General features: G+C 70.4%; 23 protein-coding genes and 1 riboswitch. Of the genes, 7 read left to right on the top strand and 16 right to left on the bottom strand.

Annotated elements, in window-relative coordinates:
- The first annotated feature begins 196 nt into the window (after window positions 1-196).
- Window positions 197-1,570 carry a glycosyltransferase 87 family protein gene (locus QOM21_RS26640; RefSeq protein WP_407555831.1) on the top strand — a complete coding sequence of 458 codons (1,374 nt, stop codon included), beginning with the start codon at window positions 197-199 and terminating at the stop codon, window positions 1,568-1,570.
- Between the two features lie 24 nt (window positions 1,571-1,594).
- Here the strand turns inward: QOM21_RS26640 and QOM21_RS26635 are convergent, their stop codons facing one another.
- The 5 genes from QOM21_RS26635 to QOM21_RS26615 form a co-directional block, all read right to left on the bottom strand.
- Window positions 1,595-2,980, bottom strand: a complete 1,386-nt coding sequence (locus QOM21_RS26635) for a hypothetical protein (protein WP_407553544.1) — start codon at window positions 2,978-2,980, stop codon at window positions 1,595-1,597.
- A gap of 52 nt (window positions 2,981-3,032) precedes the next feature.
- Window positions 3,033-4,082 (bottom strand): NlpC/P60 family protein, encoded by a 1,050-nt coding sequence (locus QOM21_RS26630; RefSeq protein ID WP_407553543.1) that lies wholly within the window; start codon window positions 4,080-4,082, stop codon window positions 3,033-3,035.
- A gap of 221 nt (window positions 4,083-4,303) precedes the next feature.
- A complete protein-coding gene (locus QOM21_RS26625) occupies window positions 4,304-5,329 on the bottom strand; it encodes an NlpC/P60 family protein (RefSeq protein WP_407553542.1) in 1,026 nt (341 codons plus the stop codon).
- 292 nt (window positions 5,330-5,621) lie between these two features.
- On the bottom strand, window positions 5,622-6,995 hold the full coding sequence (locus tag QOM21_RS26620) for an NYN domain-containing protein (protein WP_407553541.1): 1,374 nt from the start codon (window positions 6,993-6,995) through the stop codon (window positions 5,622-5,624).
- A gap of 18 nt (window positions 6,996-7,013) precedes the next feature.
- On the bottom strand, window positions 7,014-7,253 hold the full coding sequence (locus QOM21_RS26615; RefSeq protein ID WP_393892230.1) for a hypothetical protein: 240 nt from the start codon (window positions 7,251-7,253) through the stop codon (window positions 7,014-7,016).
- 195 nt (window positions 7,254-7,448) lie between these two features.
- Here QOM21_RS26615 and QOM21_RS26610 point away from each other — a divergent pair, with 195 nt between their 5' ends.
- Together QOM21_RS26610 and QOM21_RS26605 are read left to right on the top strand one after the other, a co-directional pair.
- Window positions 7,449-8,207 (top strand): rhomboid family intramembrane serine protease, encoded by a 759-nt coding sequence (locus tag QOM21_RS26610; protein ID WP_407553540.1) that lies wholly within the window; start codon window positions 7,449-7,451, stop codon window positions 8,205-8,207.
- On the top strand, window positions 8,204-8,485 hold the full coding sequence (locus tag QOM21_RS26605) for an Lrp/AsnC family transcriptional regulator (protein ID WP_136741556.1): 282 nt from the start codon (window positions 8,204-8,206) through the stop codon (window positions 8,483-8,485). Before QOM21_RS26610 ends, QOM21_RS26605 begins: the two co-directional genes overlap by 4 nt.
- 51 nt (window positions 8,486-8,536) lie before the next feature.
- Here the strand turns inward: QOM21_RS26605 and QOM21_RS26600 are convergent, their stop codons facing one another.
- The 6 genes from QOM21_RS26600 to QOM21_RS26575 all read right to left on the bottom strand — a co-directional run bounded on the left by QOM21_RS26600 (window position 8,537) and on the right by QOM21_RS26575 (window position 15,692).
- The gene (locus QOM21_RS26600) at window positions 8,537-9,916 is read right to left on the bottom strand and encodes an aminotransferase class V-fold PLP-dependent enzyme (RefSeq protein ID WP_407553539.1); all 1,380 of its coding nucleotides are present in this window, start codon (window positions 9,914-9,916) and stop codon (window positions 8,537-8,539) included.
- Window positions 9,917-10,086: 170 nt separating this feature from the next.
- A riboswitch (SAM riboswitch) is annotated at window positions 10,087-10,204 on the bottom strand.
- A gap of 85 nt (window positions 10,205-10,289) precedes the next feature.
- On the bottom strand, window positions 10,290-11,354 hold the full coding sequence (gene trpD / locus QOM21_RS26595; RefSeq protein ID WP_407553538.1) for an anthranilate phosphoribosyltransferase: 1,065 nt from the start codon (window positions 11,352-11,354) through the stop codon (window positions 10,290-10,292).
- A gap of 138 nt (window positions 11,355-11,492) precedes the next feature.
- The gene (locus tag QOM21_RS26590) at window positions 11,493-13,130 is read right to left on the bottom strand and encodes a cytochrome bc complex cytochrome b subunit (protein WP_407553537.1); all 1,638 of its coding nucleotides are present in this window, start codon (window positions 13,128-13,130) and stop codon (window positions 11,493-11,495) included.
- Complete coding sequence (locus QOM21_RS26585) at window positions 13,127-14,191, bottom strand: Rieske 2Fe-2S domain-containing protein (RefSeq protein WP_407553536.1); 1,065 nt, start codon at window positions 14,189-14,191, stop codon at window positions 13,127-13,129. The genes QOM21_RS26590 and QOM21_RS26585 overlap by 4 nt, the downstream gene beginning before the upstream one ends.
- Window positions 14,188-14,997, bottom strand: a complete 810-nt coding sequence (locus QOM21_RS26580) for a c-type cytochrome (protein WP_407553535.1) — start codon at window positions 14,995-14,997, stop codon at window positions 14,188-14,190. The genes QOM21_RS26585 and QOM21_RS26580 overlap by 4 nt, the downstream gene beginning before the upstream one ends.
- A 74-nt stretch (window positions 14,998-15,071) precedes the next feature.
- Window positions 15,072-15,692, bottom strand: coding sequence for a heme-copper oxidase subunit III (locus QOM21_RS26575; RefSeq protein WP_393892223.1), 621 nt, complete (start codon window positions 15,690-15,692; stop codon window positions 15,072-15,074).
- 279 nt (window positions 15,693-15,971) lie between these two features.
- Between QOM21_RS26575 and QOM21_RS26570 the strand changes: the two genes are divergently transcribed.
- The gene (locus QOM21_RS26570; RefSeq protein ID WP_407553534.1) at window positions 15,972-16,373 is read left to right on the top strand and encodes a hypothetical protein; all 402 of its coding nucleotides are present in this window, start codon (window positions 15,972-15,974) and stop codon (window positions 16,371-16,373) included.
- Window positions 16,374-16,392: 19 nt separating this feature from the next.
- Here QOM21_RS26570 and QOM21_RS26565 read toward each other — a convergent pair whose 3' ends face one another.
- The 4 genes from QOM21_RS26565 to coxB form a co-directional block, all read right to left on the bottom strand.
- Window positions 16,393-17,655, bottom strand: coding sequence for an Ig-like domain-containing protein (locus QOM21_RS26565; protein WP_407553533.1), 1,263 nt, complete (start codon window positions 17,653-17,655; stop codon window positions 16,393-16,395).
- A gap of 136 nt (window positions 17,656-17,791) precedes the next feature.
- Window positions 17,792-18,190, bottom strand: coding sequence for a cytochrome c oxidase subunit 4 (locus tag QOM21_RS26560; RefSeq protein WP_407553532.1), 399 nt, complete (start codon window positions 18,188-18,190; stop codon window positions 17,792-17,794).
- Window positions 18,187-19,923: a cytochrome c oxidase subunit I gene (gene ctaD, locus QOM21_RS26555; RefSeq protein ID WP_407553531.1), complete on the bottom strand. Its 1,737-nt coding sequence runs from the start codon at window positions 19,921-19,923 to the stop codon at window positions 18,187-18,189. Before ctaD ends, QOM21_RS26560 begins: the two co-directional genes overlap by 4 nt.
- Window positions 19,920-20,882 (bottom strand): cytochrome c oxidase subunit II, encoded by a 963-nt coding sequence (coxB, locus tag QOM21_RS26550; RefSeq protein ID WP_393892218.1) that lies wholly within the window; start codon window positions 20,880-20,882, stop codon window positions 19,920-19,922. The genes ctaD and coxB overlap by 4 nt, the downstream gene beginning before the upstream one ends.
- A 350-nt stretch (window positions 20,883-21,232) precedes the next feature.
- Between coxB and QOM21_RS26545 the strand changes: the two genes are divergently transcribed.
- Window positions 21,233-22,696 carry a cysteine desulfurase/sulfurtransferase TusA family protein gene (locus QOM21_RS26545; protein ID WP_407553530.1) on the top strand — a complete coding sequence of 488 codons (1,464 nt, stop codon included), beginning with the start codon at window positions 21,233-21,235 and terminating at the stop codon, window positions 22,694-22,696.
- A gap of 14 nt (window positions 22,697-22,710) precedes the next feature.
- On the opposite strand, the gene QOM21_RS26540 is transcribed toward QOM21_RS26545, so the two are convergent.
- Window positions 22,711-23,685: a carbohydrate kinase family protein gene (locus QOM21_RS26540; RefSeq protein ID WP_407553529.1), complete on the bottom strand. Its 975-nt coding sequence runs from the start codon at window positions 23,683-23,685 to the stop codon at window positions 22,711-22,713.
- 140 nt (window positions 23,686-23,825) lie between these two features.
- Here QOM21_RS26540 and QOM21_RS26535 point away from each other — a divergent pair, with 140 nt between their 5' ends.
- Window positions 23,826-24,050, top strand: coding sequence for a hypothetical protein (locus tag QOM21_RS26535; RefSeq protein ID WP_393892215.1), 225 nt, complete (start codon window positions 23,826-23,828; stop codon window positions 24,048-24,050).
- A 105-nt stretch (window positions 24,051-24,155) separates the two neighbouring features.
- Complete coding sequence (locus QOM21_RS26530; protein WP_407553528.1) at window positions 24,156-25,673, top strand: hypothetical protein; 1,518 nt, start codon at window positions 24,156-24,158, stop codon at window positions 25,671-25,673.
- Window positions 25,674-25,714: the final 41 nt, after the last annotated feature.

Raw genomic sequence — 25,714 nt, 5'->3', positions numbered from 1 at the left:
GGGCCGACAGTACCGCTTCGGGCGCGGGCGACGGCGGGCCGCCCGCCCGCCGCGGGAGGGGCGTCCCCGCCACGCCGGGCACCTGTTCTACGGTCGTGACCAGCCACTACCGGCATCATGCAGTCAGGCGGGACCAGTGATCCATCATGCAGTCGGCAGCGCCGGCGGCCACCGGCGGACGACCGGCGAGGTGACGATGACCAGCACCAGCACCAGCACCGGGCCGCGACGGCGGTGGCTCCCGATCGTGACCTGGGCCGTGACCCGCGCCGTGCTCCTGCTGTGCGCCGAGAAGGTGCTGGTGCTGCCGGGCCCGGATGTCACCAGCGACATCAGCGTGATCTACCGGGGCTGGTTCGAGGTCCTCAAGACCGGCACCTTCCCGCTGGACGACGTCACCTGGCAGTACCCGCCGGCCGCCGCCCTGGCGGTGCTGGGCCCCGGACTGCTGCCCTTCCTCGACTACACCTCCGCCTTCTTCGTCCTGGTCCTCCTCGCCGACGCCGCGGCCCTCGCGCTCTTCCTGCGCGCGGGCCGGCGTCCCGGCAACCGGCAGCTAGGCGCCTGGGTCTGGATCGCGGGGGTCGCGCTGCTGGGGCCGACCGCCTACGCGCGCTACGACCTGATGGTCACGGCCGTCGCCGTCGCGGCCCTCTTCGCGGCGGCCCGGCGGCCCCGGGTGGCGGGCGCGCTCATCGCGTTCGGCACCCTGCTGAAGGCGTGGCCGGTGCTGCTCCTGACCGGGGCGGCGGTGCGCGGCCGGCGGGCGCGGTCCCTGTGGGTGGCCGCGGCCGGCGCCGCGGCAGCGGTGACCCTCGCGTTCGTGAGCGCCGCGCCCGGCGCGCTCGCCTTCCTGACCTTCCAGCGGGACCGCGGTACGGAGATCGAGTCGCTCGGTGCGCTGGTCTTCCATGTGGCCAGGCACTTCGGGTGGAGCGGTGAGGTGCTGCTGAACTACGGCTCGGTGGAGTTCCTCGGGCCTGGGGTCGCGTTGGTCAGCACCCTCGCCCAGCTGCTGACCGCGGCGGCCCTGGCCTGGCTGCTGCTGTGGCGGCTGCGTGCCCGGGAGTTCACCGCCTCGACGCTCGCCGACGCCGCCTTCACGGCCACGCTGCTGTTCACCACCACCAGCCGGGTGATCAGCCCGCAGTACCTGCTCTGGCTGGTGGGCCTCGCGGCGGTGTGCATGACCGCGCGGGCGAGCCGGCAGGCGCTGCCTGCGGGTCTGGTGGTCCTGGCCACCGGTGTCACGCTGCTGGAGTTCCCCGTCTGGTTCGGCCATGTCGTGGCGAGCGACTGGCAGGGCGTCGGGGTGCTCGCACTCCGCAACGCCCTGCTCGTCGCCGCCTCGCTGCTGGCCTGCCGCCGACTGTGGGTGTCGACGGGCGCCGGTGGACGGACCACGCCCGGGAAGGACGCCCCGCCGGCCGAGGAAGCGGGGGCCGGTGAGCGCACCGCCGCCACCGCGCCCGGCGGCCGGGCGGACGAGGACAGTTGTGCGTCGGGCGCCTTCGGGCCGTCGCCCGCCTCGGGCGGCGCAGGCGCCTCCCGGACCGCCGGGACGAGCTGAGCAGCGGCGGCAGCGGCCGGCTGCTCAGCGCAGCTGCCCCTTCACGTACGCCCGCCACCGCACGGTGAACTCCGCGAGCCCGACGCCCAGTTGGGAGCGCATCGCACGGTCGAGGCGGTCGGCGCGGGCCGGCTGCCGCTTGCCGTCGCCCGTCTCGGGGGACGCGCCCACGGCGGGCGCTTCCGTCGCCTGCGCCTGGGTCGCCTCGATCGGGGCGGCCGCGCCCCCGGCGACCGCGCCCCGGCTCCTGCCCACCTCCCGGTAGAAGCCGATGAGCTTCTCCTCGCCCCATTTGTCGGCGATCATCCGGCAGGCCAGCCAGCCGCCCTCGTAGGCCTTCGCCAGCCGGTCCGCGCCGGCCTCGAAGCGGAAGTCGTCATCGGTGGGCAGCCGGGCGGGGATCTTGCCGGTCGCGACGGCACGGGAGAGTTCGGGTGCGGCGGTGGCGGTCTTGCGGCGCGTGCCGCGGTAGGCGACCCAGTCGGCGAGGCCCTCGGAGAGCCACAGCGGGGTGGTCTCAGTGGTGACCGTGCGGGTGGCGACATGGGTGGTCTCGTGGGTGAGGACGACCTTACGGCCGAGGTCGTTGAGCTCCTCATACGCCTCCGGGTTGACGATCACCCGGTCCGCCGGCGCGCTGGCCGAGGCGCTCGCCTCCCCGGTCGTGACGGCCGCGATCTCCTCGTATCCGGACGGATCGTCGCTGCCCAGCAGCTGCGCCATCCCCACGACCGAGTCCGGGGCCTCCACCACCACCTTGCGCGACCACTTCCCCCGCCAGGCGGCGGAGACCGCGGGCACCGCCGCGTCCACCCGGTCCGCCAGCTCGCGCAGCCGCCGCGACTCCGCGGCGCCACCGAGGACCAGGCTGTGCCGGCCGTGGACGATCCGCACCGGCCCCTGGTCCCACAGCTGACGTGGGCCCGTCCGCCCGTCCGCCGCGCCGTCGGTGTCCGACGAGATCCGCCAGTGGCCCGCACGCTCGCTCAGCGTGAGGTACTGGTAGGAGGCGACCGGCACGGTGTCGTAGCCCTTCAGGCGGTAGCTCAGCCGCACCTTCGCGGCCAGCCGCTCGCCGGTGCCGCCCTCCGGGAGCGGGAAGTCGCCGGTCGAGACGAGCTCGTAGCGCCAGTCGGCGAGCGGAACCGAGCCGAGGTTGCCGAACAGCTGCTGCTGCCGTGCGCGGTAGGCGGTGGCCTGCGGGTCGACGGACTCCAGGAACGCGGCGGCGTCCCGGCCCTCGACCGCGCGCGCCCGGGCGTCGAGCATCCGCTGGACGTCCGGGAAGCGGTCACGCGAGTCCGGCGCCGGCGCGCAGCCCACGAGCTGGCCGAGGAGCGCGAGCAGCAGCGCGCCGCAGCCCGCCGCCACGGCTCGCGGCCGCGTCCGTATCGCCCGCTGACCTGACATGCGGCCGATCGTATGTGCGGCCGGGCCGGGGCAACACCGCGGGGGATCCGCCTCAGGGCCGGGTGATGGACGAGATCGGCATCATCCCGACCGGGTCGTAGCGCACCCGCGCGCCGGGGTAGGGCGCGTGCACGACCTGGCCGTTGCCGACATACATCCCGACGTGGCTGGCGTCCGAGCGGTAGACGACCAGGTCTCCCGGCTGCGCCTCGCCCAGCGACACCTGCCGCCCGGCGCCCCGCTGCCCCTGCGACGTCCGCGGGATGGAGACGCCGGCCCGGCCGTAGGCCCATTGGGTGAGTCCGGAGCAGTCGAACGCCGAGGGGCCCGAGCCTCCCCAGGAGTACGGGGAGCCCACCGCGGCCCGGGCGGCGGCGACGGCCGCGGCGGCCCGCCCCGAGGTGGGCAGGGCCTCCGAGAGGTCCGGGAGGATGCCGTCCCGCCCGAGGGCCCTGGAGGCCCGGTCGTAGGCCGCGCGCACGTCCGCGGGCAGTCCGTTCAGCATCCGCCGCGCGGCGGCGAGCTTGCCCTGCACGGCCTTCTTGTGACGCGCGACCGCCTTGCGGCCCGCCTCCAGATCGGCCAGCCGGGCGACGGTCTCCCGGCGCTGCTGTTCCAGGGTCCGCTGGGCGACCTGGAGTTCACGGAGTTCGCCGGCCTGGGTGCGGTGCAGCCGGTCGAGCGCGGCGGCCTTCTCCAGATACCGGTCCGGCCCTTCGGAGAGCAGCAGCTGCACGGTGGGGTCGATGCCGCCGGCCCGGTACTGGGCGGCGGCCAGCACGCCGAGCCGTCCGCGCATCCGGTTGACCCGCTCCTGGGCGCGGGCGGTGCGGTCCTGGAGGTTGGTCACCTGGACGCGGAGGCTGCGGGCCCGCTCGTGGGCGCCGTTGTACTTCTCGGTGGCGCGCTCCGCCTGCTCGTAGAGCGCGGTGAGCCGCGTGGCCGAGGCCGCCGGGTCGCGCCCGGCGGGGCCGTCCGCGGGGTCCGCGACGGCCGGTGCCGAGGTGAGCGCCGCGGCCGCGGTCGCCAGGGCGGCCGACAGGACGGTGACACCGGTGAGGGTGACGGGGCCGGGCTGCGAGGTACGGCGATGGGACACCAAGAGGGCCGCACTCCTTCCGTGTGCAGCCCCTGCCCACCCGGAGGGCGGTCGGTGACCGGCAGCTGCGAGGGCAGACAGTAACCGCGACGGTCCACACCGGCCAAAGACCTCCGCCCGTACGCAAAACGCCACCCCGCCGGTGACTGTGCAGGTCACCGGCGGGGCGGGAAGTCAGCGGCGCAGGCCGCAATTCGCCCGTTCGGGCGGCAGAGCGGGGCGCTTCAGACGCGGACCCCGAACATGAACGGCATGTTGTTGATCGACTCGTAGCGAACGGCCGCGCCCGGCTTGGGGGCGTGCAGGACCTGGCCGTTGCCCGCGTAGAGGCCGATGTGGTGCAGGTCGCCGTAGAAGAGCACCAGGTCGCCCGGCTTGAGTGCGTCCTGCCCGCCGATCCGGGTGCCGGCGTTGGCCTGCTCCTGGGAGGTGCGCGGCAGGGACTGGCCGGCCTGCTGGTAGGCCCAGGAGGTCAGTCCCGAGCAGTCGAACGAGGACGGGCCGGTGGCGCCCCAGACGTAGGGCGAGCCTATCTTCGCCTGGGCGGCGGACAGGGCGGCCGCACCCCGCTGCGAGGCAGGCACGTCGCTGCCGAGGTCGATCCGGGAGTTGCTGCGGTTGGCGCGGTCCTCCTTGGCCTGCAGCGCGGCGCGCTCCTTGGCCGTGAGGGTGTTGAGCAGCTCCTGCGCCTTGCCGAGCTTGCCCTTGATCTCGTCCTTCTTGTCACCGAGCGCCTTGCGGGTCTCGGTGAGGTCCTCGATCTTGCTCGCGGCCTCGGCGCGCGCCTGGGCGAGCCGGCGCTGCTTGTCCGCGATGGTCTTCAGCTGGTCGGCCTGCTTGCCGCTCAACTGGTCGAGGGTGGCGGCCTTCTCGAGGTAGGAGTCCGGGTCGCCGGAGAGGAAGAGCTGGACGGAGGGGTCGATGCTGCCGCTGCGGTACTGGCCGGAGGCGACGGCGCCCAGGCCCTTGCGCAGCTGGTTCAGCTCACCCTGGCCGCGGGCGACCTTGTCCTGGAGGCTCTCGACCTCCTTCTGGAGCTTCTCCTGGTCTTCCTTGACGCCGTTGTACTTCTCGGTGGCCTGCTCCGCCTGCTCGTAGAGCTTGTCGACCTCGGACTTGACGTCCTTCTTCGTCTGCTGCGGATCGGCCTGGGCGGCCTGCGACGAGAGGGCGACGGCCGCGGCCGCGGTCGCGGTCAGCACGGTCACACGAGTACGGCTCGGCTGCTTGGGTCGACGGTGGGACGCCACGAAGGCGAGCTCCTTCTTCCTCCAGCCGCCTACCGGGAAGTGGGGGGGGTGAGACCCCGGCTCCGCGTGAACGCTGCGGACTCGGCGGTTCCTTCACTGTTCATCCCGGGTGGATGATCACCTGCATGAAGGTTCGAGGCCTGACCTTAGTAACCGAGTTGTGATCGCTTCAAATCCTCACGGCAAAAAACTGCGTCACACGCCCAAGCTTTACCAACATCACACGGGCAGTAATGGGCATTTGACGCTCAGATACCGTCGGCGGCGATTTTCCCGCCGGATTCCGCTCGGCTCAGGTCCGCGCAAGTCGCTTGAGAAGCAAGGCCGATGCGACCGGCCGGGCGCCGGCCTTCGCGACACCGTCGGCCACTTCCCGGTCGGTGGAGACCACGACGACCGGGCGGCCGGGCGGTTCGGCCCTTACGAGCTGACGAATCAACTCATCGGCCGTTACGCCCGGTTTGCTGAACAGCACCCGCACCCCGCGCGGCGGCGCGAGCAGCACCGGCGCCGCCAGCTCCGCGCCGTCGAAGACGCAGGTCATCTCCGCGCCGGTCTGTGCCGCGAGCACGGCGAGCCCGCCCAGCAGCCGCAGCCGCTGCTTGTCCAACGGCATCGTGGGATAGCCGGTCTTGGTGACGTTGTAGCCGTCGACCACCAAGTGCGCCTGCGGCAGGGCCAGAAGCTGGTCGAGCAACGCCGGATCCATGTCCGAAAGCGCCCGGGTTGCGACGTCCTTCGGTGTCATCTGGCCCGGTGCGACCGCCTCGACGGTGTCGGCGGGGTGGACGCTGGCCGGTGGCAGCGCCAGCTCGCGGCGCAGCCCCTGAGCCGCGTCCAGCACCGTGTCGAGCAGCAGCCGCAGCCGCATGTCCTCGACGCTGCGCCCCTCGCGGGCGGCCCGCCTGCTGGTCTCCAGGGACGCCTCGGTCTCGGCGATCCTGGCCTTGAGCCGGCGCAGCTCGCTGTCCGCCGCGGTCTTCTCGGTGGCCGCCTGGGACCGCTGGGCCTCCAGGGCGGCCTCGGCCTTGCGCACCGCGGCCTCACCGCGCTTGACGTCGCTCAGCGCACTGCGCAGCTTGCGCTGGAGCGACTCGTTCTCCTTGCGGGCGGCGTCGAGGTCCACCCGGATCCGGTCGGCTTCCGCACGGGCTTCCGTACGGGCCTGCGACAGCTCCTCGCGGAGCCTGGCCAGCTCCCGCTCGGCCTCCTCGCCGGCCCGCTCGGCACTGGCCCGCTGGGCCTCCTCGCCGGCGGCCGCGACGAGCTTGACCCAGCCGTCCGGGCGCAGGACGTACGCCGCCGCCGCGACATCCAGCGGGTCGGCGGCGGCGGGCGGGGTGCCGTGGTCGAGGGCGGCGGCCAGCTCCGGCTGGGCCTCGCGGAGCTTGCCCGCGATGCGTTGCCGGAAGACCGCGTCGCTCTCCAGCGCCGCGGCCATCGCGTTACCGGCGAACTTGGCGCGGCGGGACGGCGTGAAGCGGGCGTACTGACGCAGCGGAGGCGGGAGTTCGGAGACGGTCAGGCCGCCGAACGAGTCCGCGGTGAGCGCCACCACACGGCGCCGGACGCCCTCGGGCAGCGGGCGGTCCAGCACGTCGTCGGCCGCACCCTCGGATGCGGCGGCACGCTCCGCCCCCGGCTCCCCTTCTGGACGCTCCACCACGGCTGCATCGCTCCGATCTCAGGCGCTCGCGCCCGGCCGGTCCACCAGCTCGATCTGGTCGACCGCGTTGCACCAGCGGCAGCGCACGGACTCGATGTTCTCACTCAGAACCTCGCGCTCCTCCACCTTCGGCTCCCCGGCCAGGTCGAGGTGGAGGTACTCCACCACCTTGGACTGACGGGTCACATCGAAACGCGTGAGGTTGCCGCACAGCGTGCAGCGCCACCGGGTCTCGGCCGTCGGCAGGGGAACAGCCATCGTGTCGTCCTCTTTCGTGCTCGTCGTGCTCGTGCAGTTGTGCGGTTTCACGCGGTGCGCCGTCGGACTGCGGAAGTACGCAAAGTACTGCCTGTAACCCTACGGCCTGACGGGGGGCCGGTGCGGGTCCGCCCAGGAGCCGGGACGCGGCGAGGCACTCTGTCCCGATTGCCCGCATTGCGCCATGATCACTTCATGACGGCGCCGTCCCTGTTCCCCGGAGTCCCCCGGCCCCCGCACCCGGCCCGGTCCCTCGCCGTGGTGTTCTCGCGGGTGACGAACGTGCTGATCGGCCTGTGCTGCACGGTCTTCGTGATCGGCCCGGCCTCCGGCCTCAACCACGTGTACGGCACGGGCGACGCCCTGCTGCAGGCCCAGACCGCTTACTTCGAGCGCTGGGGCGTGATCCCCGTCGACCTGTGGAGCGGCTCGGTCGCCGCGCTCGCCACCCCGCTCAGCGCGCTGTTCGTCCACGGCAGCTGGCTGCACCTGCTGGGCAACATGCTGTTCCTGTACGTCTTCGGCGGCATGACCGAGGCGCGGATGGGCCGGCTGCCGTTCGCCCTCTTCTACATCGCCACCGGCTATCTGGCGCTGCTCGGCTACGCGGCCGCCCACGCGGCCTCCCCCCAGACCCTCGTGGGCGCGTCCGGCTCGATCTCCGGTGTCCTCGGCGCCTTTCTGTACCTCTTCCCCAAGGCCCGGGTGACCAGCCTCTTCCCGTTCCTGTTCTTCCTGCCGCTGCGCTTCCCCGCCTGGATCGTGCTGCTGTTCTGGTTCGGCCTGCAGTGGCAGGCGGCGCGGCACGATCCGGGCGGCCCGGGGGTCGCCTACCTCGCCCATGTGGTGGGGTTCGCGCTCGGGTTCCTGTACGCATGGGTGCGCTACGGGAGAGATAGTGTGGAGGCCACCCGGGGGAACGAACCGGCGACCGAGGGAGAGAGCCAGCCGTGATCACGTCGATCGTGCTCATCAAGACCAGCGTGGACCAGATCCCGGAGATCGCCGAGAAGATCGCCGCGCTGGAGGGTGTCAGCGAGGTCTACTCCGTCACCGGTGCGCACGACCTGATCGCGATGGTGCGGGTGGCCGCCCACGACGACCTCGCCGATGTCATCCCCGGCCGGATCAGCAAGGTGCCCGGCGTCGCCTCCACCGAGACGCACATCGCCTTTCGCACCTACTCCCAGCACGACCTCGAAGCGGCCTTCGCCATCGGCCTGGACGCCTAGCAGGCGTCCGGAGGCCGGCGGCGAGGACCGCCCGGTCCCGGGGCACCAGCGTCAGGCCGAGGTGTCGGGCACGCAACGCCCGTCCTCGGTGCGGTAGTTCCAGCGCGCACCGTCCGCCACCAGTTCCTTGACGGCCCGCACGAACCGCTCGACATGCTCGTCGGGCGTCCCCGCGCCGAAGCTGACCCGGATGGCGTTCAGCGACCGCTCCCCCGGCGCCGCCTCCGGCGCACCGCACTCGCCCGGCTCCTGCGGCTCACTGCCCAGCAGGGTCCGCACCAGCGGGTGGGCGCAGAACAGGCCGTCGCGGACGCCGATGCCGTACTCGGCCGACAGCGCCGCCGCGAAGTGCGAGCTGTTCCAGCCCTCGATGACGAACGACAGCACGCCCACCCGCGGGGCGTCGTCCCCGAAGAGCGAGAGCACCTTCACCTCGGGCACCTCGGCCAGGCCCTCGCGGAGGCGGGCGATCAGCGCCTGCTCGCGGGCGACCAGGCTGTCGAAGCCGGCCTCGGTCAGCGCCTGGCAGGCGGAGGCGATGGAGTAGGCGCCGATGACATTGGGCGAGCCGGCCTCGTGCCGGGCCGCGGTGGTGTGCCATTCGACGTCCACGCCGCCGTCCGCGCGCCGCGAGACCTTGCGGCTGGCGCCACCGCCCGCCAGGTAGGGCTCCGCGGCCTGCAGCCAGTCCGCGCGGCCGGCCAGCACTCCGGCGCCGAACGGGGCGTACAGCTTGTGTCCGGAGAAGGCGACCCAGTCCACGTCCAGGGTGGCGATGTCGACCGGGTGGTGCGGCGCGAGCTGGGCCGCGTCCAGCACGATGCGGGCGCCGTGCGCATGCGCCGCGGCGGCCAGCTCCCGCACCGGCCACAGCTCACCGGTCACGTTGGAGGCACCCGTCACGCACACCAGCGCCGGGCCGGTCCCCGCCGCCCGGCCTGCCAGGGCCTTCTCCAGGGTCTCCACCGCCTGCTGCGGGGTGCGCGGCGCGTTCAGGTACGTCACGGCGGTGTCCGCACGCTGCTCCCACGGCAGCAGCGAGGCGTGGTGCTCGGTCTCGAAGACGAAGACCTCGGTGTCCCGCGGCAGGGCGGCCGCCAGCAGGTTCAGCGAGTCGGTCGTCGAACGGGTGAAGACCACCTGGTCATCGGCGCGGCAGCCGAGGAAGCCGGCGATGGTGGCGCGGCTGTTCTCGAACAGGTCGGTGGACAGCTGCGAGAGGTATCCGGCACCGCGGTGCACGCTGCCGTAGTACGGCGCGTAGCCGGCCACGTCGTCCCAGACCCGCTGCAGGGTCGGTGCGCTGGCGGCGTAGTCGAGCGCGGCGTAGTCGACCTCGCCGCCGGTCACGAGCGGGACGAGGACATCCCGGCCCAGAACCGGCAGCGGGGCACAGAGCGAACGGTCGGCGGCGACGGCGGAAACAGACATGGCGAACTCCCCTGGGAGATAAGCGAATTCGCTGCGAAACGGCCGTGAGCACAGAAAGCCGCGGCGGCGCAGCGTGAAGAGAAAAGGGTGCGGAAAAGGGGCCGTCGGGCCCTATCGCATTCGCTGAATCACGGAGAGATCTCCCTCGACAACCAGGATCCCTGGCGAGGGATCCGCGCTTGCCACAGACCTCGCTGCCTGCGGCCTGGTCATCACCCGGGGCACCCCGCCACGGAAGGAGGGTTGCCGGACAGCGGGCCGGGGCCTGCATCGCTGTCACTCGTGACCTGCGCAGAATCATGCCACACCGACCGGCGGGCGCAAGACCCGGTCCGAAGGACGGACCGAGTCCTGCGTCACACCACGCGGCCGGTCAGACGTTGCTTGCGGCCACCCAGCGCTCCAGGGCCCGCTTCGCGGCGCCGGAGTCGATCGACCGGGCGGCCTTCTCGATGCCGGCCCGGATCTGCTCCGCCAAGGGCGCGTCGGAGGGCTCCAGGGCCACCAGGGCGGCCGCGGAGTTCAGCAGCACCGCGTCGCGCACCGGCCCGGTCTCGCCCTCCAGCAGCCGGCGGGCCACATCGGCGTTGTACGACGCGTCCGCGCCGCGCAGCGCCTCCACCGGCACCAGGGGGATCCCGACGTCCCTGGGGTCGAAGGACTCCTCGCGCACCGCGCCGTCCCGCACGATCCACACCCGGGAGGTCGCCGTCGTCGTCAGCTCGTCCAGCCCGTCGTCTCCGCGGAAGACCAGCGCGGAGGAACCACGCTCGGCGAGCACCCCGGCGAGGATGGGAGCCATCCGGGCGTCCGCCACACCGGTCGCCTGCGCCCGCACCTTCGCCGGGTTGGTCAGCGGGCCGAGGACGTTGAAGGTCGTACGGATGCCCAGCTCGCGCCGCGCGGGCGCGACATGCCGCAGCGACGGGTGGAACTTCACCGCGAAGCAGAAGGTGATGCCCGCTTCCTGGGCGACCTCGGTGACCCGCTGGGGGGTGAGATCGAGGTTGACCCCGAGCTTCTCCAGCACATCGGACGCGCCGCTGGCGGACGAGGCCGCGCGGTTGCCGTGCTTGACGACCTTCGCGCCGGTGCCGGCCACCACGATCGCGGACATCGTGGAGATGTTGACGGTCTTGGCGCCGTCGCCGCCGGTGCCGACGATGTCGACGCTCGGCCCGGGGACCTCGATCAGCCGGGCGTGCCGGTACATCGTCCGCACCAGCCCGGAGATCTCCGCGACGGTCTCGCCCTTGGCCCGCAGCGCCACCGCGAACCCGGCGATCTGCGCGTCGCTGGCCTCGCCCCGCATGATCCGGTCCATCGCCCACGCGGTGTCGTCCGCGGCGAGGTCACGGCCGTCGAGCAGGGCGTTCAGCACGTCCGGCCAGGTGTGGGCCGCCACGCTGTCGCCGCCTACCGGGGTCACAACGTTCATGGTCCACACTCCTGGATCGTCTCCTGCTTGTGCCGTCAGCCTACCGAGGCCCCGGCAGGCCGGAGGGCCCCGTCCATTCGCCGGACGGGGCCCTCTGGGTGGCGTGCTACCTGCCGTGACTACACGGCGCTGCGGGGATCAGTGGTGGCCGTGGCCACTGGTGATCTCCTTGTACTCCTCGGCCGTGGGCTTCGGAATGACGCTGTCCTCGCCGTAGTACGACTTCGACAGCTTGGCGCGCAGCTTCTGCCCCCGCGACACCTTGCGGGCGACACCGTTCTCGTCGACCTCGGGGCCGAGCTCCACGGGCTTGGGCTGCTCGTGCTGCGTGAGCGTGTGCAGCTGCTCCTGGTCGAGCGGCTCGTGCACCTCGATGAACTCACCGTGCGGCAGGCGCTTGATGACGCCGGACTCGCGTCCGTGCAGCACCTTGTCCTTGTCGCGACGCTGCAGACCCAGGCAGATCCGCTTGGTGGCGATGAAGGCCAGCACCGGAAGGACGAAGAAGCCGATCCGGACGAACCAGGTGAGGGAGTTGAGCGACAGGTGGAAGTGCGTGGCCCAGAGGTCGTTGCCACCACCGATCAGCATCACGAAGTACGCGACCAGCCAGGCGACGCCGAAGCCGGTGCGGGTCGGGACGTTGCGCGGACGGTCCAGGATGTGGTGCTCGCGCTTGTCGCCCGAGACCCAGGACTCCACGAACGGGTAGACCGCGATGGCCACCAGGACCAGCGGGAACACCACGATCGGGATGAGCACACCGAAGTTCACGGTGTGGCCCCAGAAGTTCCACTCCCAGCCCGGCATCACACGCACCAGACCCTCGGCGAAGCCCATGTACCAGTCGGGCTGGGCGCCGGTGGACACCTGGTCCGGCCGGTAGGGGCCGATCGCCCACACCGGGTTGATGCTGGCGATCGCGGAGATCACCGAGATCACACCGAAGACCAGGAAGAAGAAGCCTCCGGCCTTGGCCATGTAGACCGGCAGCAGCGGCATACCGACGACGTTGTTGTTGGTCTTGCCGGCACCCGGGAACTGCGTGTGCTTGTGGTAGAAGACCAGGATCAGGTGCGCCACCAGCAGGCCGAGCATGATGCCCGGTAGCAGCAGGACGTGCACCGTGAAGAACCTGGGGATGATGTCGTGCCCCGGGAACTCCCCGCCGAAGATGAAGAACTGCAGGTACGAACCGACCAGCGGCATCGCCAGGATGACGCCCTCGATGAACCGCACGCCGGTGCCGGAGAGCAGGTCGTCGGGGAGCGAGTAGCCGGTGAAGCCGGTGAACATGCCCAGCACCAGCAGCAGGAAGCCGAAGAGCCAGTTGACCTCACGCGGCTTGCGGAAGGCGCCGGTGAAGAACACCCGCATCATGTGGACCATCATCGCGGCCAGGAAGACCAGGGCCGCCCAGTGGTGGATCTGCCGGATGAGGAGTCCGCCCCGGACGTCGAAGCTGATCTCCAGCGTCGACTCGAAGGCCTGCGTCATCCGGACACCGTGCATGGGCACGTAGGAGCCGTGGTAGACGACCTCGGCCATGCTCGGGTGGAAGAACAGCGTCAGGTAGACACCGGTCAGGATGATGATGATGAAGCTGTAAAGCGCGACCTCACCCAGCATGAAGGACCAGTGGTCCGGGAAGATCTTGCGCATGTTGGACTTGGCGAGGCTGTAGATGCCCAGCCGGCCGTCCGCCCAGTCGGCGACCCGCTCGCCCGCGGGCGCTTTGCCGCGGCGCGTGGTGGTCGCGCTCGTCTCGTTACTCATCCGCGCTCCCAGAAGCTCGGGCCGACGGGCTCCCCGAAGCCGCTTGCGGCCTCCAGGAAGCCGTCCTTCTCCGTGATGTGCAGCTGCGGCAGGGCGTGACCCGCCGGACCGAAGATCACCCGGCCCCCGTCGGAGAGGTCGAACGTCGACTGGTGGCACGGGCAGAGCACGTGGTGCGTCTGCTGCTCGTACAGGCTGATCGGGCAACCCACGTGGGTGCAGATCTTCGAGTACGCCACGATGCCCTCGTGCGACCAGGCGAGCTCGTGCTTGTCCTTGATGTTCTGCGGCTGAATCCGCACGAGCATCAGGGCGTCCTTGGCGATCTGCTGGTTGAAGTCCTCGTCGTGCTCCTCCAGGCCCTCGGGCTTGGCGAAGGTGAGCGAGCCGACCGCGATGTCCTCGGGACGGAGCGGGAGGTTCGTCGACTGGTTGACCAGGCGGACGCCCTTCTTCCAGCCGGTGGTGCGCAGCTTCGTCCCGGGCAGCGGGCCGAGGTCGCGCAGCAGGACGACGCCGGAGAGCGGCACCAGGGCCAGCGCGCCGAACATCGTGTTGCGGATCAGCTTGCGCCGGCCGAACTGCGACTCCTTGGCACCCTGGGCGAAGTCCGCCAGGACCTTGGCCTTGACCTCGGGCGCGGCCTCGATCGGGTGCCGCTCGTCGGCGACCTCCTCGTCCGACATCAGCGTGCGGGCCCAGTGGACGGCACCGGCGCCGATGCAGAAGAGCGCCACACCGAGGGTCATACCGAGCGCGAAGTTCAGCGCGCTGATGTGACCGATCGGCCAGATGTAGACGATCTTCTCGATCGGGAAGATCACGTACGAGGCGATGAAGCCGACCGTGGCGAGCATGGACACCAGGAACAGGAAGGCGACGGTGCGCTCGGAGCGCCGCGCGGCCTTCTCGTCGATGTCCTGGATGCGGTGCTCGTGAGGCGGCAGGCCCGGGTCCGCGAACGGGTTGCCCGCCGTCTCCACCGCGGTGTCGTGAGCCGTCTCCCGCTCACTGGGAAGGGTTTCTTCCGGCACGTCTTGGTGTCGTCCAGTCTCACTCATGACTTCTTGGCCTTCGTAGTCCGGGCAGCGACCCAGATGGCGACCGCGATCAACGCACCAAGGCCGAAGACGTAACCGAAGAGACCCTCACTGACCGGCCCGAGACCGCCGAGGTCCAGACCGCCGGGGCTCTCGGATTCGTCGCCGTTGACGGCGTCGAGGTACGCGATGATGTCCTTCTTGTTTTCCTTCGTCAGCGAGCCGTCACCGAACGAAGGCATGTTCTGCGGGCCGGTTTCCATGGCCTCGTAGATGTGCTTCGGGTCCACGCCCTCGAGCGTCGGTGCGTACTTGCCGTTGGTGAGGGCGCCGCCCTTGCCGGTGAAGTTGTGGCACTGCGCGCAGTTCGTGCGGAACAGCTCGCCGCCCTTGCCGATGTCGGCACCGTCGGGGCTGTACTGCTCCTTGTCCGGCACGGTGGGGCCGGCGCCAAGCGACGCGACGTACGCCGCGAGCTGGTCGATCTCGGCCTGGTTGTAGATGTTCTTCTTCCGCGGAACCTGGGCGCCCGGCTGCTGCGCGGGCATACGGCCGGTGCCGACCTGGAAGTCGACGGCGGCAGCGCCCACGCCGACCAGGCTCGGGCCGTCGGAGGTGCCCTGACCGCCGGTGCCGTGGCAGCTGGCGCAGCCCACGGCGAAGAGCTTCTTGCCCTCCTTGATGGCAAGAGACTGGGCGGCGTCATCGGCCTGAGCCTTGTCCGCCGGCGCGAACGCGGCGTACAGCCCCCCAGTGACCGCCAGCGCGAAGAGTAGGACGACGAGCGCCGCCAGCGGATGGCGCCGTCGTGCGGAGAGCTTTTTCACGGATTACCCCGGTGTCAGGATCTTCTGCGTCGATGCTTTGGCTATGTCTGAAATGCGAGTCCGGCCTGGACCGGTTACTTGATCAGGTAGATCGTGGCGAAGAGGCCGATCCAGACGACATCGACGAAGTGCCAGTAGTAGGACACGACGATGGCCGCGGTGGCCTGTTCGTGGGTGAACCTCTTGGCCGCGTACGTCCTGCCCAGGACCAGCAGGAAGGCGATCAGACCGCCCGTCACGTGCAGTCCGTGGAAGCCGGTGGTCAGGTAGAACACCGAGCCGTACGGGCCGGACGAGAGCGAGAGGCCCTCGTGCTTGACCAGCTCCGTGTACTCGAAGACCTGACCGCCGATGAAGATCGCACCCATGATGAAGGTGATCACGAACCACGTTCGCAGCTTCTTGACATCGCCGCGCTCGGCCGCGAAAACACCGAGCTGGCACGTCAGCGAGCTGAGCACCAGGATGGTGGTGTTCGTCGCGGAGAACGGAAGATTCAGCGCATCGGCGGATTCCTTCCAATACTCGGCCCCGGTCACCGATCGGAGGGTGAAGTACATCGCGAAGAGGGCCGCGAAGAACATCAGCTCGGAACTCAGCCAGATGATGGTTCCGACGCTGGTGAGGTTCGGCCGATTGACCGACGGGTGCGCGTGCCCGGTTTCTACTGTCGTTGCTGTCGCCACGACCGACATTATGTCGGTCGCTTATCCCGCCCTCACTCCGGGGGGTGCCGTTCGGTGTGTCAAGGGCGTATGCCCTGCTCGTACGGCCCATTCCGCGAGTCGCTCGAAGGAGGGAAGCAACACCTCCGCGGCGGCCCCCCGGCCGCCTCGCGACCAGTCCTGACGGGCCGTCGGGCAGATCTTGGATCCGTCCGAACCCTCCTGCGGGCGCCCGGTGCGGGAGTAGCATCCGTGGCTACCTACGGTGGGCCTCTCCCATCCTGTGCCGCGACGAAGCGTGGAGGAACGATGCAGCCGACTGCCACGGTGCTGGTCTACAGCGACAACGCCCACACCCGGGAGCAGGTCCGGCTGGCGGCCGGCCGGCGCCCCGCCCCCGACGCCCCGCAGATCGAGATCCTGGAGTGCGCCACCCAGCCCGCCGTCCTGGAGGCCCTGGAGCAGGGCGGCATCGACGTCTGCGTGCTGGACGGCGAGACCGCGCCGGTGGGCGGGATGGGCGTATGCCGGCAGATCAAGGACGAGATCTTCCGCTGCCCGCCGGTGCTGCTGCTCATCGGCCGCCCCCAGGACGCCTGGCTGGCCACCTGGAGCCGTGCGGACGCGGCTGTGACGCACCCTGTGGACCCGGTGGCGTTCGCGGACTCCCTCGCGTCCCTGCTGCGCCGCAAGCTCCTCACACAGGCCTGAGCGGCCCGCTGAGGGGCCCTCAGAACTGCGGGCGCAGTCGGGCGGCATCTGCGGGCCCCTGCTGCTGCTCGGCCGCTCCTGTGGTGGTGGACGCCTTGTTCTTCAGCGCGCTGCCGTCCCGCCATTCCTTCCAGGGCATGTTCCAGTCGCCGAAGCCGTTGTCGAAGGCGGTCATGCTCTCGCCGTCGCTGTTGACGACCTTGACGACGTCGCCGACCCGCACCATGTTGAAGAACCACTCGGCGTTGCCCGTGGACATGCCCGTGCACCCGTGGCTGACGTTGGCGGCTCCCTGAGAGCCCACCGACCAGGGTGCGGCGTGCACGTACTCGCCGCTCCAGGTGACCCGGGTGGCCCAGTAGACCGGCAGGTCGTAGAAGTCGGAGGCGCCGATGCTGGCGCTGGTCATCCGGACGAAGCTCTCCTTGCCCAGGATCACCTTGACGCCGTTTCGGGTGTCGTAGCCGGGCTTGCCGGTGGTGACGGGGATGGTGTTGACCTCTTCCCCGTTGCGCAGCACCGTCATCTGGTGCGATCCGGCGTCGGTGATCGCCTCGATCCGGTCGCCGGTGGTGAGCCGAACGGGCTTGGCCGGGCCGCCGTAGAGCTTCTTGGTGATCTTCAGCCCGTCCAGGTTGCTGTGCACCGCGATGGTGGCGTGCGCCGGCCAGTAGTCCTTCGGCCGGAAGTGCAGGGACTTGCCGTCCACCCAGTGCCAGGAGCCCTCGACGCGCGGCGCGGAGTCCACCTTCAGGGCGCTCTCGACGACGGCCCGCGCCTTCGGGTCGTTGATCGGCTTGCTCAGCTCGGCGGTGACCGGCTGGCCCACTCCGTACTCACCGCTGTCCGGGCCGAACTTGACGCTCAGCCGGTCGTCGGCGTCGGTGGTCTCCACGACGAGGGTCTTGCGGCCGGGCGCGCCGTCCTCGTCCTCGGTGCTCACGCGCACCGTGTAGCGGGTTCCGGCGGCCAGCGGCACGGTGGTGCGCCAGCGCCTGCCGTCCGCGCTCAGTTCGCCGCTGATGTAGCGGCCGGAGGCGTCGGTGGCGGTCACGTCCGTGATCCGCGCCTCGTCACCCTTGACGGTGACCTCAAGAGGCTTGTCCGGATCCGCTTTCTGCTTGCCGTCCGGGGTGTTGGCCGAGATCTGGTCGGCCGCGTCGTAGGGCTTGGCGGAGAGCGGTTCCGACGACGAGCCCCCGCAAGCGGTGGCACTCACCGCAAGGGGCACGAGCAGGAGTCCGCAGCTCAGCACCGTCCGGGTTCGAGGTCTGTTACTCATGACCCAAAAATATGAAGAATCACTCGATTCAGCCCGTTGGAGGACTGCAAATGGGGTCGACCTCAAGGCGCAAAAGGGGCGGGCCCGGACACCTGTTGGGGTGTCCGGGCCCGCCCGTACGGCCTGTGGGCCGCGTTTACTGCGTGCGGTTCTCACCGCGGTAGTACTCGAAAACCCATCCGAACAGGCCCACGAGGATCACCGGGAGGGAGAAGTAGAGCAGCCACCAGCCGAAGACGACGCCCATGAAGGCGAGCGCGCCACCGATGGCCAGGGACAGCGGCTGCCAGCTGTGCGGGCTGAAGAAGCCCAGCTCGCCCGCGTCGTCCGAGACCTCGGCGTTCTCGTTGTCCTGCGCACCCGCGTCCACCCGCCGGGCCGTGAAGGCCAGGTAGTAGCCGATCATGATGCACAGGCCGAAGGCCAGGAACAGTGCGGTGGTACCCGCGGGCTCCTTCGACCAGACGCCATAGACGACCGCCATGGCGAGGACGAAGACAGCGAGCCAGATGAACATCTTGCCCTGGATCTTCACTTGCCCTCCTCCTTACCGCCGATGACGGCCTTGGCGACCTCGGAGCCGTGGGGCTTCTCCAACTCCTCCAGAGCGGCGATCTCCGGGTGGTGGAGGTCGAACGCCGGGGATTCGGAGCGGATGCGCGGCAGCGTGAGGAAGTTGTGCCGCGGCGGCGGGCAGGACGTAGCCCATTCCAGCGAACGGCCGTAGCCCCAGGGGTCGTCGACCTCGATCTTCTCGCCGTACTTCGCCGTCTTCCAGACGTTGTACATGAAGGGCAGGATCGACAGGCCCAGCAGGAACGAGCTGATCGTCGAGATGGTGTTCAGCGCCGTGAAGCCGTCGGCGGCGAGGTAGTCCGCGTAACGCCGCGGCATGCCTTCGGCGCCGAGCCAGTGCTGGACGAGGAACGTGCCGTGGAAGCCGATGAACAGCGTCCAGAACGTGATCTTGCCCAGCCGCTCGTCGAGCATCTTGCCGGTGAACTTCGGCCACCAGAAGTGGAAGCCGGCGAACATCGCGAACACCACCGTGCCGAAGACCACGTAGTGGAAGTGCGCCACCACGAAGTACGAGTCCGACACATGGAAGTCCATCGGCGGCGAAGCCAGGATGACACCGGTCAGACCACCGAAGGTGAACGTGATCAGGAAGCCGATCACCCACAGCATCGGCGTCTCGAAGGACAACGAGCCCTTCCACATCGTGCCGATCCAGTTGAAGAACTTCACACCCGTCGGCACCGCGATCAGGAACGTCATGAAGGAGAAGAACGGCAACAGCACGCCGCCCGTCACATACATGTGGTGCGCCCAGACCGTCACCGAAAGACCGGCAATCGAAATCGTCGCCGCGATCAGACCGATGTAACCGAACATCGGCTTCCGCGCGAACACCGGAATGACCTCGGAAACGATGCCGAAGAACGGCAACGCGATGATGTACACCTCCGGATGCCCGAAGAACCAGAACAGGTGCTGCCACAACAGAGCGCCGCCATTGGCCGCGTCGAAGACATGCGCACCGAATTTACGGTCCGCCTCCAGCGCGAACAACGCCGCCGCCAGCACCGGGAACGCCAGCAGAACCAGCACACCGGTCAGCAGCACGTTCCACGTGAAGATCGGCATCCGGAACATCGTCATGCCAGGGGCACGCATGCAGATGATCGTCGTGATGAAGTTGACCGAACCGAGGATCGTGCCGAAACCCGAGAAGGCCAGACCCATGATCCACATGTCCGCGCCGACGCCCGGCGAACGCACCGCGTCCGAGAGCGGCGAGTACGCGAACCAGCCGAAGTCCGCCGCACCCTGAGGGGTGAGGAAGCCGGCCACCGCGATCAGCGAGCCGAAGAGGTAGAGCCAGTAGGCGAACATGTTCAGCCGCGGGAACGCCACATCGGGCGCGCCGATCTGCAGCGGCATGATCCAGTTCGCGAAACCGGCGAACAGCGGCGTCGCGAACATCAGCAGCATGATCGTGCCGTGCATCGTGAACGCCTGGTTGAACTGCTCGTTCGACATGATCTGCGTGCCGGGACGGGCCAGCTCGGCGCGCATGAGGAGCGCCATCAGGCCGCCGACGCAGAAAAACGCGAACGACGTGACCAGGTACATCGTGCCGATGGTCTTGTGGTCAGTGGTCGTGAGCCACTTCACCACGGCGATACCCGGTTGCTTCTTGCGTACGGGCGGTGCTGCCGGAGCCGAATCGGCGGCGGCACCCTGAGGTTCGTTGAGGATGCTCACTGGTTTTTGGTCTCCGCGTTCCTGGCGTGATCCGTCTGCTCGATGCCCGACGGCAGGTAACCGGTCTGGCCCTTCTTCGCCAGGTCCTTCAAGTGCTCCCGGTACCGCTCGGGGGAGACGACCTTGACGTTGAAGAGCATCCGGGAGTGGTCGACGCCGCAGAGCTCGGCGCACTTGCCCATGAAGGTGCCCTCGTGGTTCGGAGTCACCTCGAAGACGTTGGTGTGGCCCGGGATGACGTCCTGCTTCATCAGGAAGGGCACCACCCAGAAGGAGTGGATGACGTCACGCGACGTCAGGACGAACTGGACGGTCTCGCCCTTGGGCAGCCACAGGGTCGGACCCGGGTTGCCCGTCTGGGGATTCCGCTCGCCCGGAGTGCCCTCGTCGTAGACGCCGTCGGCGCCGGCGGGAGCACTCTTCTTCCACTTGTCGGGGATGGCGGAGAGTTCCTTGGAGTCGATCGCCGAGGTCGACTTGTTGCCGTCCACGTCCTCCAGGTAGTTGAACGCCCAGCTCCACTGGAAGCCCACCACGTTCACGACGTGGTCCGGCTTCTTGGAAGTCTTGAGGAGTTCGCTCTCATCACGCGCGGTGAAGTAGAAAAGCACCGCGATGATGATGAACGGGACGATCGTGTACAACGCCTCGATCGGCATGTTGTACCGCGTCTGCGCGGGGACCTCCACCTTGGTCCTGCTGCGACGGTGGAAGATCACGCTCCAGATGATCAGGCCCCACACCAGCACGCCCGTTGCGAGGGCGGCGGCCCAGGAGCCCTGCCAAAGAGAGAGGATCCGCGGCGCCTCGTCGGTGACGGGCGTTGGCATGCCGAGGCGGGGGAAGTCCTTATATGTGCAACCAGTCGCGGTCGCCAGGACCAGGCCCGCAGCAAGCACCTGCGGCAGCTTCCGCCGCATCGGGCGCCGCGACGAGCGGTCGGAGCCGTTGGGACTCACGTAGCGCCTTCCCGAGAGTCTCGCCCGCGAGACCGGCTGCGGCCGTCTCGCTGGTCGGTCGCCGGCCCTGGCACGGGCAGGGGTTTGGATGTTTATGCGGACCAAACCCTACTGGACGCTATTTGGGGCCGCGCGGGGAGGGTGCCCAACGCGCCGCACGGCACCCCGAAGGGGTGGCCGGGCCCCTCCCGCGCCGCCCCCAAAGCTCCCGAATCGCCGCTTCCACCAGGCATCTGACGACGCGCCCGACACCCGGCCCGGCGGCGCCCTCCTGCCCTCCCACCGGCCCGCCCACCTCCGCGCCCCTGCGCCCGGAGCGGTGGCCCGGCCGGTCATCTAACGTCTCGTACGTGCCCTACTTCGACGCCGCATCCGCCGCTCCCCTGCATCCCGTCGCCCGGGACGCGTTGCTCGCCTCCCTGGACGAGGGCTGGGCCGACCCGGCCCGTCTCTACCGCGAGGGGCGGCGGGCCCGGCTGCTGCTGGACGCCGCGCGGGAGGCGGCGGCGGAGGCCGTGGGGTGCCGCCCCGACGAGCTGGTTTTCACCCCTTCGGGGACGCAGGCCGTACATTCCGGAATTTTCGGCGCGCTCGCGGCCCGTCGGCGTGTCGGGCGCCGGTTGCTGCACTCCTCGGTCGAGCACTCCGCGGTGCTGCATGCCGCGGAGGTGCACGCGGCCGCGGGCGGCACGGTGTCGGAGGTGGCCGTGGACCGTGCCGGCCGGGTGGCGGCCGAGGACGTCGCCGCCGCGCTGCGCCCGGACACCGCGCTCGTCTGCCTGCAGTCCGCCAATCACGAGGTGGGAACCGAACAGCCGGTCGAGGAGGTAGCCGCGCTCTGCCGGGAGGCGGGTGTGCCCCTCCTGGTGGACGCCGCGCAGTCCCTCCAGTGGGGAAGGGTGCCCGGCGCCTGGTCGCTGCTGGCGGGAAGCGCGCACAAGTGGGGCGGGCCGCCCGGCGTCGGACTGCTGGTGGTCCGCAAGGGCACCCGGTTTTCGCCCCAGGGGCCCCTGGACGAGCGGGAGTCGGGGCGCGCAGCGGGGTTCGAGAACCTTCCGGCGATCGTGGCCGCGGCGGCTTCCCTGCGGGCGGTGCGCGCGGCCGCGGAGTCGGGACCTGACGAAGGGGCGCGGCTGCGGGGGCTGGTGGAGACGATCCGGGCCCGGGTGCCGGAGCTGGTACCGGATGTGGAGGTCGTCGGCGACCCCGTCCACCGGCTGCCGCACATGGTGACCTTCTCCTGTCTCTACGTGGACGGGGAGACGTTGCTGCACGAACTGGACCGTGCGGGCTTCTCGGTCTCGTCGGGTTCCTCGTGCACGTCCAGCACGCTGATCCCGAGCCATGTGCTGCGGGCGATGGGGGTGCTGTCCGAGGGCAATGTGCGGGTCTCGCTGCCGTACGGCACGTCCGAGGCGGAGGTGGACCGGTTCCTGGAGGTGCTGCCGGAGACGGTGCGCTCGGTGCGGGACCGGCTGGGCGTGCCCGCCGGGGAGTCCGCGGCGACGGTGCCGGCCGCCGCGGACGGGGCGGGCGCGGGAAGCGCGCCGGAGGAGGCGGTCGCGCCGGCTCCGGCGGAAGGCTCCCCCGCCGGGACGGTGGTCGACGCACTCGGCAGGCGCTGCCCGATCCCGGTCATCGAGCTGGCGAAGGTGATCGGCCGGGTGCCGGTCGGTGACACCGTGACGGTGCTGTCCGACGACGAGGCGGCCCGGCTGGACATCCCTGCCTGGTGCGCGATGCGTGAGCAGGAGTACGTCGGCGAGCGGGCAGCGGAACGCGGCGCCGCGTATGTGGTGCGGCGCCGCGTCTGACCGGTGCGGCCGGGTCAGCCCAGGTGGGCCTGGATCTCGCCGGCGGCCTCGTGGCCGTATGCCTTGGTGAAGCGGTCCAGGAAGTGGCTGCGGCGCAGCTCGTACTCCTGGGTGCCGACGGTCTCGATGACCAGCGTCGCCAGCATGCAGCCGACCTGCGCTGCGCGCTCCAGGCCGACGCCCCAGGCCAGGCCGGACAGGAAGCCGGCGCGGAAGGCGTCGCCCACGCCGGTCGGGTCGGCCTTGGTGGTCTCCTCCGGGACGCCGACCTCGATGGCGGGCTCGCCGACCCGCTCGATGCGGACGCCGTTGGCGCCCAGGGTCGTCACCCGGGTGCCGACCTTGGCGAGGATCTCGTCGGCGGTCCAGCCGGTCTTGGACTCGATCAGGCCCTTTTCGTACTCGTTGGAGAAGAGGTAGGCCGCGCCTTCCATGAGCGTGCGGATGGCCTCGCCGTCCATGCGGGCGATCTGCTGCGAGAAGTCGGCCGCGAAGGGGATCGCGCGGCTGCGGCACTCCTCGGTGTGCCGGATCATCGCCTCGGGGTCGTCCGCGCCGATCAGGGCGAGGTCGAGGCCGCCGACCCGCTCGGCCACGGTGTGCAGCTCGATCAGCCGGGCCTCGCTCATGGCGCCGGTGTAGAAGGAGCCGATCTGGTTGTGGTCGGCGTCGGTGGTGCACACGAAGCGCGCGGTGTGCAGGACCTCGGAGATGCGCACCGAGCGGGTGTCCACGCCGTGCCGGTCGAGCCAGGCCCGGTACTCCTCGAAGTCGTTGCCCGCGGCGCCGACCAGGATCGGCGCGGTGCCGAGCTGGCCCATGCCGAAGCAGATGTTGGCGGCGACGCCACCGCGGCGGACGTCGAGCTGGTCGACCAGGAAGGAGAGGGAGACCGTGTGCAGCTGATCGGCGACCAATTGGTCGGCGAAGCGGCCGGGGAAGGTCATCAGATGGTCGGTGGCGATGGAGCCGGTGACTGCGATACGCACGACGGGTCTGCTCCTGCGGAAGGCGTGAGGGCGGACGGACGGAGAGCAACGCTACCCGGTAGCAGCAGACCCTCCTACCTGACAAAACTACCCAATAGTAGGGCTTTCTCCGCAGGCCGAGGGGTGCGTACGGTTCCGCTATGGCCAACAATGTGAAAGCCGTCACCCCTCGTTCCGCCGCGGTTTCCACCGGGGATCCGGAGTCGCTCGACCAGCTGCGCGGGGACTGCGCACGCATGGCACCTCACTGGAAGGCCGGCGAGCGGTCCGCACCGGCCCCCGGCAGCGCGTCCGATCTGCGCGGTATCAAGGTCTCCGCGGCTTCCGCGGCGCTCGTCGACGGTATGTCCGAATACGGCGACTGAAAAGGCCCCTGAAGGGAACCGCACGCACCCCCGGCCCGTCCCATCGGCGTCCCCCTCACGGAGGATGGCACGTCAGATGTCCAGCGGAGCCGAAGGAGCGATGCGGTGAACACCGAGGACACCACCGAGACCCCGACGTCCACGGAGCGCAGGCGGCGCACCCCCCTGGTGGTCGCCTCGATGGCCGCTGCGGTGCTGCTCGCCGGCGGCGGTGCGGCGTACTGGGCGTCGTCCGCGTCCAGCGGCGGGGACTCCGCCGCGGACGCCGGGGCGAAGAAGGACCCGCCGCCACTGGCGCTCGACGGCTACGGCGGCGGCGGGATCGCCGCCGGGGAGCCCAACCCGCAGGGTTCGAACTACCGGGCGGTCGAGAAGCTGCCGGACGGGCCGGACTCCGCGCCGGTGTACCGACCGCAGGGGCAGATCGGCAAGGCCGCGGTGGAACGGCTGGCCAAGGCGCTGGATGTGGCCGGAAAGGTCCGGTCGGAGGGCAACACCTGGAAGGTCGGAGGGCTGACGCGGGATGCCCGCAGCCCCGTCCTCCAGGTGAACAAGACCGGCTCGGGCTCGTGGACGTACACGCAGTACGGCACCCCGGGCGGGACGAACTGCGCGCTGCCCGCCACCCCCAAGGGCGATGCGGAGGGCTCGGACCCGTCGAGCCGGCCCGGCTGCCCGTCCTACCGCGGCGGCGGGGACGCCTCGACGGAGGACGACGGCAGCGGCAAGGGCGCGGTGTCGCAGGAGAAGGCGAAGCAGGCGGTGCAGCCCGCGCTGAAGGCGCTCGGCCGGCAGGACGCGAAGCTGGACGCGAGCGGGCTGTCCGGCGCGGTGCGGATCGTGACCGCGGACCCGGTGCTCGGCGGCCTGCCGACGTACGGCTGGCAGAGCGATCTGCAGGTCGGCTCGGACGGTCAAGTGGTGGGCGGCAGCGGCCAGTTGGCGAATCCGGCCAAGGGCGCGGACTATCCGGTGCTGAACGCGGACAAGACGCTGGACCGGCTGAACTCGCGGGACGGCCGCAACAAGCCCGGTGACTGCGCCTCGCCGCAGACCGAGAAGGGCCGCAGCGGCGGCGGTGTCGCGCCCTGCGAGCCGGCGCCGACGCGGGCGCAGAAGCCTGCCGAGGTGACCGGCGCGGTCTTCGGGCTCTCGGTGCAGTACGTGGACGGCCGGCAGGCGCTGGTGCCGTCGTGGCTGTACAAGGTGCACCAGCCGGGCGCGAGCAACGGCCCGGACGCACTGTCGACGGTCGCGCACCCGGCGGTGGACCCGGCGTATCTGGCGCACCGGGACGGCGACGGCACGTCGCACAGCCCTGGGCAGTCGCCGCAGAAGCCCTCCGGGAAGCCCGGGGCGATGGCACTGGAGTCGTACGCCGTCGCCGACGGCGGCAAGAAGCTCACCCTGCACTTCTGGGGCGGCGTGTGCAGCACGTACTCGGTCAGCGCCGAGGAGTCGGGCAAGACGGTGAAGACCAAGGTGACCGGCAAGGACAAGAAGCCGGGCCAGGTCTGCGTCAAGATCGCCAAGGAGTTCACCAAGACGGTGACCCTGGACAAGCCGCTGGACGGCCGCAAGGTCGTCGATGTGTCGACGGGTGAGTCCGTGCCGAAGCAGTGACGAGGTCCGGGAACAGCGAAAAGCGGCGCCCCGAGGGGCGC

The organism is Streptomyces sp. Pv4-95 (genome assembly GCF_045782725.1).
In the GTDB taxonomy this organism is placed as follows: domain Bacteria; phylum Actinomycetota; class Actinomycetes; order Streptomycetales; family Streptomycetaceae; genus Streptomyces.
This window is presented reverse-complemented; position numbering and strand designations above follow the sequence as displayed.